This window comes from Bradyrhizobium dasycarpum, from assembly GCF_042019905.1.
GTDB classification, from domain to species: Bacteria; Pseudomonadota; Alphaproteobacteria; order Rhizobiales; family Xanthobacteraceae; genus Bradyrhizobium; species Bradyrhizobium japonicum_B.
Window position 1 is genome coordinate 2,450,387 of sequence record NZ_CP169574.1, and the last position, 12,872, is coordinate 2,463,258.

The window sequence follows — 12,872 nt, forward strand, 5'->3', positions numbered from 1 at the left end:
AACTCACGCCTACGGCGCAGATCGCCCCGATCGCGCACGACTTCAAGATCGCCGACACGCCGGTCACGCTCGCCGGTTTCCGGATGGCGGCCCTGACCTTCGCGATCTCGCTCGACCGCATCCTGGACGGTTTCGGCCGCCCGTTCTTCGGCTTCGTCTCCGACACGATCGGCCGCGAGCACACGATGTTCATCGCTTTCGGTACCGCCGCCGTGATGTGACGCTGTCGGCCTACGGCCACATCCCGTCGGTTTTCGTGCTGGCGACCGCGATCTATTTTCGGCGTGTTCGGCGAAATCTATTCGCTGTTCCCCGCCACCTGCGGCGACACCTTCGGCTCGAAATTCGCGACCACCAACAACGGCATGCTCTACACCGCGAAGGGCACCGCCTCCCTGCTCGTTCCGCTCGCCAGCATGATCTCGGCGGCCCATCGCTGGAAGGCCGTGTTCGTGGTCGCGGTGGCCCTGAACGCGACGGCAGCGCTGATGGCGCTGTTCGTGATCAAGCCGCTGCGCCGCGCTTTCATCCTGGGCAACGAAGCCGAGAGCACCGAGGCAGCGACCGGCAGCGCCAAGACCGAGACGGCGTAACCGCCACACGTCTTTGCTCGACAAGACAGGGGCGCAGCGCTGCGCCCCTGTCTTGTGTCGCGGCGACAAACGTCAGGATCGCTGCCGCAAGATTTTTCGGATCGGCCAAATCCCGCGCTTGACGATTGGCATTATGTATACCACACTTCTCCCAACATTCACCCAGGGAGGTTGCAATGCTGGTCGGAGACATTCTGCGCAAGAAGACGCCGCGCGTTGTCACGGTGCGAATGAATGAGACGGTGGGTATCGCCGCCAAGCTGATGCGCGCCAACAACATCAGCGCGCTGGTGGTCAAGGACGTGGTCCGCTCGGAAGGAAACACCGCGGTCGGCATGTTCACCGAGCGCGACGTGGTGCGCGCCGTCGCCGAGCACGGCGCCAATGCCGTCAACGTCAAGGTCTCGCAGCTCGTCTCGGTGCAGCAGCTGGTGTCCTGCAGCCTCGAGCGACACGATCGAGCACGTCCGGCATCTGATGAACCGGCACCACATCCGCCATTTGCCTGTCATCGACGATTACAGCCTCGTCTCCGTCATCAGCATGCGCGACATCGCCGCCGCCGTTGACGAGGCCCTCAACGGCACGCCGCAAGCGGCCGCCTAAAGGCGCCACGAACTCCTAACCACGGAAAAGCTGCGCCCCCTCTCCCGCTTGCGGGAGAGGGTTGGGGAGAGGGCTGTCTCCGCTGGGAGACATTCCCCAAGAGGAGAAAGCCCTCTCCCGGCGCTCCGCGCCGACCTCTCCCGCAAGCGGGAGAGGTGCAGAGAGCGCTTGGCACGAGCCATCGCAAAACTTCCAATCCTGGTCTCGCGAGGAATTCATGAAGATCTGCATCTACGGCGCCGGCGCGATCGGCGGATATCTCGGGGTTCAGCTCGCGCGCGCAGGGGCCGATGTCAGCCTCATCGCACGCGGCGCGCACCTTGCCGCAATGCGCGAGCGCGGCCTGACGCTGCTCGCGGGCGAGGAGAAGCACGTCGTGCATCCGCGCTGCACCGACGATCCCGGCGAGCTCGGCGTGCAGGACTACATCATCATCACGCTGAAGGCGCATTCGATCACCGGCGTGATCGAGACGATGCAGCCGCTGCTCGGGCCCCACACCCGCATCGTCACTGCCGTCAACGGCATCCCCTATTGGTACTTCTATAAGCACGGCGGCCAATACGAGAACGCGACGCTGGAGAGCATCGACCCCGGCGGGCGGCAGTGGCGCGAGCTGGGCGCCGAGCGCGCCATCGGCTGCATCGTCTATCCCGCCACCGAGATCGAGGCGCCCGGGGTGATCCGCCACGTCTACGGCAACAATTTCCCGCTCGGCGAGCCCTCCGGCGAGATCACGTCGGACGTCGCGCGCCTCGCCGACCTGTTCGTCGCCGCCGGGCTGAAGGCCCCGGTGCTCGACCGCATCCGCGACGAGATCTGGCTGAAGCTCTGGGGCAATGTCTGCTTCAACCCGATCAGCGCGCTGACGCACGCGACGCTCGACGTGATCTGCACCGACCCCTCTACGCGTGCGCTGTCGCGCGCGATCATGATGGAGACGCAAGCGATCGCCGAAACCTTCGGGGTCAAATTCCGCGTCGATGTCGAGCGCCGCATCGAGGGCGCCCGCAAGGTCGGTGCGCACAAGACCTCGATGCTCCAGGACCTCGAGCGCGGCCGCCCGATGGAGATCGATCCGCTCGTCACCGTCGTGCAGGAGATGGGCCGCCTCACCGGCATCCCGACGCCGGCGCTCGACTCGGTGCTGGCGATGGTGACACAGCGCGCCCGCATTGCCGGGCTCTATGACGGCGTCTCGGCGCCGGCAGATCCGCGCGCATTGGCGGTGGCGTGATGGCCGGCGAGAGCAGGAAATGGCTGCGCTTCCGCCACGCCGGCACGACCGGCTTCGGCACGCTGACCCGGTCCGGCATCAGCGTGCATGAGGGCGAGATGTTCGGCCGCAACGCCGCCACGGCCAAGACGCTGGCGCTGTCGGAGGTCGAGCTGCTCGCGCCATGCGTCCCCAGCAAGATCGTGGCGCTCTGGAACAATTTTCACGCGCTCGCCGCCAAGCTGAACCAGCCCGAACCGCCGGAGCCGCTCTATCTGCTCAAGGCCACCACCAGCATCACGACGCCGGGCGCCGTGATCCGCCGGCCTTCGTATTACGACGGCAAGACCACCTATGAAGGCGAGCTCGGCATCGTCATCGGCAGGCCCTGCGCCCGCGTCTCGCCTGACGAAGCCGACAGCTTTATCTTCGGCTACACCTGCGTCAACGACATCACCGCCAACGACATCCTGACCGGCGATCCCACCTTCCCGCAATGGGCCCGCGCCAAGGGCATCGACGATTACGGTCCGTTCGGTCCCGTCATCGCCACCGGCCTCGATCCGGCCAAGCTCACCGTCCGCACCATCCTCAACGGCGCGGAGCGGCAGAACTACCCGATCTCCGACATGATCTTCTCGGCGCAGGAGCTGGTCAGTAAAATCTCACACGACATGACCCTGCTTCCCGGCGATCTCATCGCGGTCGGCACCTCGGTCGGCGTCGGCGTGATGAAGGAGCAGTTGAACACGGTGACCGTCGCGATCGACGGCATCGGCGAGCTCACCAACGAGTTTCGGCTGTAGCTCGTCTTTGCCAGGCGCGCCTCCGAACTACGTGCTGTCCTTGCTGCGGCGCGGCAAAATTGATCCTGCGCAAATCACGCCGTCGCGGCCGCCGCTATCCTTTCCGGCAACAGACCGAGTTCTGATGCAAGGGAGGACGCCATGACGACTGCCGGTAATGCACTTTTGTGGACGGTTCTGTACTTTGCCCTCGCGTTTGCTGCGATCTTCGTCGTCTGGTTCGCCGACAAGATACGCTCGAATTTCCTCGGGAAATGAGGCGCGCCGATTCGGGTCGGCGACTGCCGCGACAGCTCGGTTCAATCTAGGGATTTCCCCCTTCCGGAAGTCTCTAGAGCCTTTGATCGCCCCTCGGCCCATCGGCTGATGCGGCCAGTTGGGGATTTGCGCCTCGACGCGCAGCCGGCGCCCCGCCGGCCCCTTGCGCCCGGTTCCGCTGTTGGCAATCATGGCGGAAATGTGTGCCGGCGTGAGGAATTCACGATGTGGCTGTTTTTCCTGGTTGCCTGGTTCGGCCTGCTGGCCGTCGCCGCGATCTTCGCCCAGCAGGCGTTCGGATACGACGTCAGTCAGCTGCCCACCTGGTTCGCCAGCCTGCCCACGCCGCAGCGCGTCGCAGCCGGCGCGATCTCCGCGCTGGCGCTGACGCTGATCGGCGCTTCCGTCTGGCGGTTGTCGCGCCAGGACCGGCGCCTCGACACCCTGCGCGAACGCCTCAAGAAGACCCGCGAGGACGTCGTCGTCGCCCACGCCCTGCAAAGCCACCTCGACGCCACGGTCCAGCACCTGATCGAGAGCGATCCCCGGGAGGCGGTCTCCGCGATCCACGACAAGCTCGGCGAGACCGAGCAGCGCGCGCTGCTGCAGCAGGGCCGCAACGAGTCCGCCGACATGCACGACCAGCTCGCCGAGATCCGCCGTCGCCAGCAGCATCTGCGCGAGATGGTCGGCAAGGTCGCCGAGCAGCGCCGTGCGGTCGAGCCCGTCTTCACCGAGATCCGCGACCGCCAGAACCAGCTCGAACGCTCGCTGCACGACCTCGAAACCGACGACCGCAGGAACAACCTCGCCGACCGGCAGAGGGACATCGCGCGCGACGTCTCGGCGTTGCTGGGGCGGGTGAACGCGGTCCAGGACACCTTTGCGACCCTGAATCAATTCCGGGAGGATCTGGCGAAATCCTACGCCGAGCTGGCGCCGCTGCGATCCTCGGGCACCGGCATCAACGTCCTGATCGGCGAGCTCAGTCTCAGCCATGATCGTCTCGCCAAGACCATCGACGAACTCGAAACCGGCGGCGAGATGCCGCTTGCCACGCGTGTCGAGACGCTGTCGAAGAACAAGCTCGAGATCGAGCAGCGCCTCGCCCGCATCGACGACAGCTTCAACATCCTCAGGAGCATCCGGCTCGACTTCGAGGAGCTCGGCCAACGCCGGGCCCAGATCGAGCGCGCGCTCGCCGAGGTCGAGACGGACGCCGACGGCACGTCCCTCGCAGATCGCCAGAATGCGCTGAACGAATTCGTCCTCCAGTCGCGCCAGCGCCTCGGCGCCTTGCAGGAGACGCTGGCGACGCTGAATGCCTTCAAGACGGAGCTGTCGAAGTCGCAGGCCGACCTCGTCCCGCTCAAGGCGCCGGTATTCGGCATCGAGGCCATGATCGCGGAGGTTGGGGCCACCCGCGATCTCCTCGCCAGGACCGTCGGCGAGATCGAGGCGAACGACAACGTCACCCTCGCTTCGCGCGTCGACGCGCTCACCAAGAGCAAGCGCGAGGTCGAAGACCGTCTCGCGCGCGTCTTCGACAATTTCAACGCGCTCGACGCGCTGCGCAAGGACATCGGCGGTATCTTCGCGACGATCAGGAATAATCTGAACCGGATCGGCTGAGGCGTTGCGTAGAAACCTGCATCGCGCCGTTCGAAACATCCGGACAAATCACATCTGCGCGCGTCAGACATAAGCCGCCAACATGTCCCGCGTGCGCCGCAACTTGGACGCATTCGGCCGCCCTTCTGCAAGGCGTGTCTGGGGGCACGGCACTGCCGTGTTTGGACCAAACCTTCTAGGGGTATCGCTGTGAAGAAGATTGTATTTGCTCTGGGTGCCACGCTTGCTCTGGTGACGGCCGCGAACGCTGCGGACCTGCCGCGCCGCCAGCCGGTGCCCGTCTATCCCGCCGAGCAGGCGCCGATCGGCAAGATGCCGATTGGCAAGAGCCCGGTTGGAAAGGCCCCGATCGGCAAGGCACCCGGCCCGGTCGCGGCGCGCTACTGACGCGCCGACGCGATGCGCGCAAGACCAGCGTAAGCGGCCGACAGTCGAGGGGCACAGCGTGACGAAAAAACCTGATCGATCGGGATCCTGCATTCTTGCCGGGCTCGCGCTCGCGGCGATGATCGCGTGCCTGATGCCCTCGGCTTCGGCGCACGAAGCGAACAAGCGCGTTGGCGATGCCAATGCGCTTGCCACGACCGACTCCACGTCGCGGCCGGCGCCGCAATCGACGCGGCGCTCCGTCGCGCGCGTGGAGAAAGGTCCCTATTACGTCGACTTCCGCGCCCGCACGGCCGCGAGCTGGGGTCATGCCTTCGTCTGGTACGGCAAGACCAGCGAGAAGGCGGTCGAGGTCGCAGGCCTCACGCCCGCCGGCGACACGCTGGCCTACGTGCTGGGTCACATCACCTTCGTGCCGTCCGAGACCGGCGCCAGCTACGGCGATCTCGATCCGGAATATCTGACCGCGAGCTATCGCGTCTATCTCAACGAGGCCGACGCCAAGCGCGTGTTCGCCTATATCAAGAAATTGCAGGCGAACTCGCCGGTGTGGAACGCCGAGACCGTCAACTGCACCGGCTTCATCGGCGACATCGCCGAGTTCATGGGGCTCGAGGTTCCCAACCGCTGGCAACGCCCGGAAAACTTCGTCAACCGCCTCAAGGAAATGAACGGCGGCCGCCAGATGGTGCGGCTGTCGGCGCAGTAGCTCCGCAGTCGTTTCAAGCGATTTGGCTTGAAGGCCGAGGTCTCGTGCCCCGGACGCTGCGCAGCACGAAGTGATGCGCTGCAGAGCCGGGGCCCATCTCTCAGAGCATCCGCGGATGCGTGGGTCCCGGCTCAGCGCCGCAACGCGAAGAACGTTGCAGCGCGTCCGGGACACGAGATCGAGTGGCGTCGTCACATGCGATCGTTGCACCTCAAATTATCCGCCCCACGGAATCTCCCTTCATCCCCGCATGTCGTCCCGGCTCCATTGCACGTCCCGCTGATAGACTTTTCCCACCCCCGGCGGCATCCTTGCGCCATCAAACGACAACAAGCCTGCGGGCCATCGGAAGGGGGAAACATCCATGCTGCAGACACGTTTCACAAAACTCGTCGGGGTCGAGCACCCGATCGTCCAGGGCGGCATGCAATGGGTCGGCCGCGCCGAGCTGGTCGCCGCCGTCGCCAATGCCGGCGCGCTCGGCTTCATCACGGCGCTGACCCAGCCGACACCGGAGGATCTCGCCAAGGAGATCGCGCGCTGCCGCGACCTCACCGACAAGCCATTCGGCGTCAATCTCACCATTCTGCCCGCGATCAAGCCGCCGCCCTACGCCGAATACCGCGCCGCCATCATCGAGGCCGGCATCAAGGTGGTCGAGACCGCCGGCAACAAGCCGCAGGAGCATGTCGACGAGTTCAAAAAGCACGGCGTCAAGGTCGTGCACAAATGCACCAGCGTCCGCCACGCGCTCTCGGCCGAGCGCATGGGCGTCGACGCCATCTCGATCGACGGCTTCGAATGCGCCGGCCACCCCGGCGAGGACGACACGCCCGGCCTGATCCTGATCCCGGCAGCCGCCAACAAGGTCAAGATCCCGATGATCGCCTCGGGCGGCTTTGCCGATGCCCGCGGCCTCGTCGCGGCGCTGGCGCTGGGCGCCGACGGCATCAACATGGGCACGCGCTTCATGGCGACCAAGGAGAGCCCGATCCACCAGCTCATCAAGGAGAAGATCGTCGCCAATGACGAGCACGAGACCGAGCTGATCTTCCGCACCATGCGCAACACCTCGCGCGTTGCCAAGAACGCGATCTCGACCAAGGTCGTCGCGATGGAGAAGGAAGGCGCCAAGTTCGAGGACATCCGCGAGCTCGTCGCGGGCGCCCGCGGCAAGATGGTCTACGCCACCGGCAATTCCGACGAAGGCATCTGGTCAGCCGGCCAGGTCCAGGGCCTGATCCAGGACATCCCGAGCTGCGCCGAGCTCGTCTCCCGTATCGTGCGCGAGGCGGAGGCGATCATTCGCGGCCGGCTGGAGGGAATGATCGTTGAGCCGCAACGCGAGGCGGCGGAATAGTCACCGCAAGAGGCGAGAGCAATTCATGAAGGCTTATGTCTACGGCTCTGACGGCGCTCGGATTTCCGACGTCCCTCAACCCAAGCCCAAGGGCACGCAGGTGCTCGTCAAGGTCCACGCTTGCGGGCTCAACCGCGCCGACACTGGCATGCGCAAGGGCCACGCCCATGGCCCGGCCGGCGGTGTCGGCACCGTGCTCGGGATGGAATGGGCCGGCGAGGTCGCCGAGCTCGGACCGGATGCGAAGGGCATCAAGGTCGGCGACCGCGTCATGGGCTCGGGCTCCGCGGCCTTCGCCGAATACACGCTGGCCGATCACGGCCGGCTGTTCCACGCGCCCTCGAACATGAATTTCGAGGAGGCGGCTACCCTGCCCGTCGCGCTCGCGACCATGCACAACGCCGTCGTCACCGTCGGCGGCGTGCAGTCAGGCCAGAGCGTGCTGATCCAGGGTGCGAGCTCCGGCGTCGGCCTGATGGCAATGCAGATCGCCAGGCTCAAGGGCGCCAGGATCGTGATCGGCTCCTCCACCGATGCCACTCGCCGTGGCCGGCTGAAGGAATACGGCGCCGATCTTGCCATCGATAGCTCCGATCCTAAATGGGTCGACGAGGTGCTGAAGGCGACGAACGGGGAAGGCGTCGATCTCATCGTCGACCAGGTCTCGGGCAAGGTCGCCAATCAGAACCTCGCCGCGACCAAGGTGAAGGGCCGCATCGTCAATGTCGGCCGGCTCGGCGGCACCCATGCCGATTTCAACTTCGACCTGCATGCGGCCCGCCGCATCGACTATGTCGGCGTCACCTTCCGCACCCGCACGATCGAGGAGGTGCGCGAGATCTTCGAGGAGGTCCGCAAGGACATCTGGGGCGCGGTGGAGTCGCGAAAGCTGCAGCTGCCGATCGACAGGGTGTTCGCGTTCGCCGACATCGACCAGGCGTTCGAGCACATGGAGGCGAACAAGCATCTGGGGAAGATCGTGGTTGCGGTGTGAGCGCGGCCACCGTCATTCCGGGGCGGCTCGAAGAGCCGAACCTCAGGTGCGCAATTGCGCGCCGGGAATCTCGAGATTCCGGGTTCGCCTTCGGCGCCCCGGAATGACGGGGCGAGAAATATTCCGCTCCTGCAAGTCACTCGCGACTACATCCTGTGGATCATCGCTTGATGTCCCACGCGGGGCTGCTAAATCCCCCGCCATGACCTCTCAGCACAGCAAAACCTCGGTCGCCGCGATCTCGATCCTCGCGAGTGGCGGCATGGCGGTGGCCAAGTTCGCGGTCGGGATCGCGATCGGCTCGCTCGCGCTGATCTCCGAGGCCCTGCACTCCTCGATCGACCTGGTCGCGACCATCATCACCTGGGCGGTGGTGCGGGTGTCCGACAAGCCCGCGGACGAGGAGCACCATTACGGCCACGGCAAGCTGGAGAGCATCTCGGCGCTGGGCGTCACCGCCCTGCTCTATGTGCTCGCCGGCGGCATCCTGGTCGAGGCTTATAGCCGGCTGAGCGAGGGAACCCCGCCGCCGACCATTTCGGCCGTGCCCTTCGTCGTGCTGGTGATCGACATCATCGTCAATCTCTGGCGCGCCCGCGCCTTGCACCGCGCTGCGCGCGAGACGCGGAGCCAGGCGCTGGCCGCCGACGCACTGCATTTCGCCTCCGACGTGATGGGCTCGTTCGCCGTGATCGTAGGCCTGATCCTCGCCGGCCTCGGCTTCTGGTGGGGCGACGCCGCGGCCGCAGCCGCGGTTGCCGTGATGATCGCGGCGCTCGGCCTGCGCATGGCCGGCTCGACGGTGCAGACGCTGGTCGACCGCGCTCCCGAGGGCGCGCAGGAGAAGGCCACGGCCGCGATCCGCAGCGTGCCAGGGGTGATCGACGTTGAACGCTTGCGCGTCCGCATGGTCGGGGCGACCACCTTCATCGACACCATCGCAAAGGTGCCGAGAACCTATCCGATCGACCGGGTCGAGGAGATCAAGCGCAAGGCGCATGCCGCCGTCGACCAGGCGTTCGGGGATGCCGACCTTTCCTTCACCCCCGTCCCGGTCGCGCGCGACAACGAGACCGTGCGCGACCGCATCATGGTGATCGCGCGCAATTCGGGGCTCGCGGTCCACCATGTCACGGTGCACGATCTCGGCGCCAAGCTGATCGTCAGCATCGACCTCGAGGTCGATGGCGGGATGCACCTAGAGGCCGCCCACGAGATCGCCAACACTCTGGAGCGCAACATCCAGGAGGAGTTCGGCGAGGACGTCGAAGTCGACGTCCATATCGAGCCATTGGAACCGGAACTTCCGTTCGGGGTCGACGCCACGCCGGAGAGGGTGCGGACGATCGCCGCCGCGCTGGCGGAATTTGCCGGCGGCGGCGAGATCCACGACATCCATAATGTCCGGGTCCGCAACACCGATGCCGGCGAGATCGTCAACTTCCACTGCCGCGCGACACCGTCGATGAGCGTGACCAAGGTGCACGAGCAGGTCGACGCGATCGAGCGCGCGCTGCGGCGCGCGTTCCCGAGCGTGAAGCGCGTGATCAGTCACGCCGAACCGCCGCGCGCGTGACGAGCAAACGTGCGAAGAGTCACACGTTCTCGTTTCGGACTCCTTCGGCCCGTGACTTTGCGGACGCGCGGCGCACAAACTGCGTGTTGGATAAGAATAATTTCGCGTTAACGATTCGTTGACTCTCGACAGCCCGCGAAAACTGGATTCAAATCGTTTTGATTCGGAAGCGATGTGGGGCTGCTTCCGGACTTCAGTTGCAAGCTGGTTTTCAGGGGGCCGAAGGCATGTCGCGTGCAGACGCCGCGAACGCGTGCGTCCAATCCGATTCTGATCAAGGGATTGGCGCAATCGATCGCGAAACCTGCCTATCATCGGCTCTTGATCGCGGAGCCGGCGCTTCGTCGCGCCGTGCCGACGCTCATCATCGCCTTCCTGATCACGATCTGCCTCGGCGCGTTCGTCCAGGTGGTCGACCAGACCCGTCAGAAGCGGCTGGTGATCCGCCACGACATCTCGGCGCTCGCCGATCTGCTGGCCGACCGGATCGACCGCCTCACCTCGGTGCGGCAGGAGCGTCTCAAGAACATCGATGGCCTGCCGACGCTGCTGCCAGACCTGATCCCGTCCTGGGGCACGGCCTCGGGCCGCCACGTCATCGTCACCTCGGCCGGGATCGACCGCCGCGTCCTCGCCCGCGTCCCGGTCGACAGCGATCCTCCCGGCAACGACCGTCTGCTCGATGCCATCACGACCGCACAATTGCTCGCGGCGCCGACCCGCGACGGCAACATCTCCGACATGACGCTGCCGAACGGCAACGCCGCGATGGCGACCTCGCGGCAGATCAAGTCGCTGCCCGGCTTCGTCACCGTGATCCAGGAGCGCAACGAGCCGATCTGGGGCTCGGACGCCGCGCTCTCGGTGACGCTGTCGGCAACCACGGGATTCGTCGTCCTGATCCTCGGCTTTGCCTTCCACTGGCAGTCCACCCGCGCCCGCGAGGGCGACCTCATCAACGACGCCGTGCGCGGCCGCATCGACACCGCGCTCAACCGCGGCCGCTGCGGCCTCTGGGACTGGGACCTGTCGCGCGGCCGGATCTTCTGGTCGCAGTCGATGTTCTCGATGCTCGGCCTCGACGGCCGCCACGAGCTCCTCACTTTCGGCGAGGTCAACGCGCTGGTGAAGTCCGACGACATCGACCTGTTCGCGATCGCCGACCAGCTCATCTCGGAGAAGATCGACCACATCGACCAGACCTTCCGCATGCAGCACGTCGACGGCCACTGGATCTGGCTCCGCGTCCGCTGCGAGAAGACCCGCGGCGCCACCGATTCCAGCGTGCACCTGATCGGCATCGCCGTCGACATCACCGAGCAGAAGAGCCTCGCCGAGAGGACGGTGGAAGCCGACCTTCGCCTGCGCGACGCCATCGAGACGATTCCGGAAGCCTTCGTGCTGTGGGATGCGAGCGACCGCCTCGTGCTCTGCAACTCACACTTCCAGCGCCTGCACAAGCTGCCCGAGACCGCCGTCATCCCCGGCACCTCCTATGAGACCGTGCTCGAGGTCGGCCGCATGCCGGAGGTGCGGACCCGCCACAACGAGACCGTCGCCCAAGGCCCCGGCGCGCGCACCTTCGAGGCGCAGCTCGACGACGGCAGCTGGCTTCACATCAGCGAGCGCCGCACCAAGGACGGCGGCTACGTCTCGGTCGGCACCGACATCACGCGCATCAAGGAGCACGAGCAGAAGCTGGTCGACAACGATCTGCGCCTGCGCGCCACCGTCATCGACCTGAAGCGCTCGCAGGCGGCGCTGGAGCGCCAGGCCGTCGAGCTCGCCGATCTCGCCGAGAAGTACCAGCGCGAGAAGACCCGCGCCGAGGAAGCCAACCAGACCAAGTCGAAGTTCCTCGCCAATATGAGCCACGAGCTGCGCACGCCGCTCAACGCCATCATCGGCTTCTCCGAGATCATGGGCTCGGGCATGTTCGGCGACCTCGGGAGCGAGAAGTACCAGGAATATTGCCAGGACATCCTGACCAGCGGCCATTATCTGCTCGAGGTCATCAACGACATCCTCGACATGTCCAAGATCGAGGCCGGCCGCATGAAGCTCGACCTGGAGCAGCTCGATCTGTCGCGAACGCTGGCGGAATCCCTGCGGGTCGTCACCGGCCGGGCCCAGGACAAGCACATCACGCTCGACGCCGACATCGCAAAATCCATCTCCGTCGTCGCCGACCGCCGCGCCACCAAGCAGATCATCGTCAACCTTCTCTCGAATGCCGTCAAGTTCACGCCCGACGGCGGCCGCGTGGTGGTGCGCAGCCGGCAGCTCGACGACCGCATCGTGCTGATGATCGCCGACACCGGCATCGGCATCGCGCCGCACTCGCTGGCGCGGCTCGGCCGCCCGTTCGAGCAGGTGGAGAGCCAGCTCACCAAGACCTATCACGGCTCGGGCCTCGGCCTCGCCATCGCCCGCTCGCTGGCGCAGCTCCACGGCGGCTCGATGCGGCTGCGCTCCAAGCCTCGAGGTCGGCACCGTCGTCCGCGTCACCCTGCCGCGCGACGCGATCAAGGCGGCGTCCGGGATATCGGCCGCGGCGTAGAACTCTGGAGCGGCATCGCTTTTGCTTGGGTCGATCCTGCGGCTCTCAAACCTCTCCCGCTTGCGGGAGAGCTCGCGCCGAAGACGCGGGTGAGGGCTTTCTCCTCTAGGGGACATCCCATTGCGGAAACACCCTCTCCCCAGCCCTCTCCCGCAAGCGGACGAGGGAGCGCACG

General features: G+C 65.9%; 8 protein-coding genes and 3 pseudogenes. All 11 read left to right on the forward strand.

Going from position 1 to position 12,872, the window contains the following annotated elements; all coding sequences use genetic code 11:
• Positions 1–2: 2 nt before the first annotated feature.
• Positions 3–593 (forward strand): annotated as a pseudogene (locus tag ACETMP_RS12110) (MFS transporter); the annotation flags it as partial.
• Between the two features lie 176 nt (positions 594–769).
• Positions 770–1,199, forward strand: a pseudogene (locus ACETMP_RS12115) (CBS domain-containing protein).
• A 217-nt stretch (positions 1,200–1,416) separates the two neighbouring features.
• Entirely contained in the window at positions 1,417–2,436 is a 1,020-nt protein-coding gene (locus ACETMP_RS12120; protein ID WP_375161117.1) for a 2-dehydropantoate 2-reductase, read from the forward strand.
• On the forward strand, positions 2,436–3,221 hold the full coding sequence (locus ACETMP_RS12125; RefSeq protein ID WP_375161118.1) for a fumarylacetoacetate hydrolase family protein: 786 nt from the start codon (positions 2,436–2,438) through the stop codon (positions 3,219–3,221). The genes ACETMP_RS12120 and ACETMP_RS12125 overlap by 1 nt, the downstream gene beginning before the upstream one ends.
• A 483-nt stretch (positions 3,222–3,704) precedes the next feature.
• Entirely contained in the window at positions 3,705–5,111 is a 1,407-nt protein-coding gene (locus ACETMP_RS12130; protein WP_375161119.1) for a hypothetical protein, read from the forward strand.
• A gap of 189 nt (positions 5,112–5,300) precedes the next feature.
• Positions 5,301–5,498 (forward strand): hypothetical protein, encoded by a 198-nt coding sequence (locus tag ACETMP_RS12135; RefSeq protein WP_249153894.1) that lies wholly within the window; start codon positions 5,301–5,303, stop codon positions 5,496–5,498.
• A gap of 58 nt (positions 5,499–5,556) precedes the next feature.
• Complete coding sequence (locus ACETMP_RS12140; protein ID WP_375161120.1) at positions 5,557–6,207, forward strand: hypothetical protein; 651 nt, start codon at positions 5,557–5,559, stop codon at positions 6,205–6,207.
• Between the two features lie 364 nt (positions 6,208–6,571).
• Positions 6,572–7,567: an NAD(P)H-dependent flavin oxidoreductase gene (locus tag ACETMP_RS12145; RefSeq protein ID WP_375161121.1), complete on the forward strand. Its 996-nt coding sequence runs from the start codon at positions 6,572–6,574 to the stop codon at positions 7,565–7,567.
• A gap of 25 nt (positions 7,568–7,592) precedes the next feature.
• Complete coding sequence (locus tag ACETMP_RS12150; RefSeq protein ID WP_375161122.1) at positions 7,593–8,561, forward strand: zinc-binding dehydrogenase; 969 nt, start codon at positions 7,593–7,595, stop codon at positions 8,559–8,561.
• Positions 8,562–8,763: 202 nt separating this feature from the next.
• Positions 8,764–10,137, forward strand: coding sequence for a cation-efflux pump (locus ACETMP_RS12155; RefSeq protein WP_375161123.1), 1,374 nt, complete (start codon positions 8,764–8,766; stop codon positions 10,135–10,137).
• 227 nt (positions 10,138–10,364) lie between these two features.
• Positions 10,365–12,697 (forward strand): annotated as a pseudogene (locus ACETMP_RS12160) (PAS domain-containing sensor histidine kinase).
• Positions 12,698–12,872: the final 175 nt, after the last annotated feature.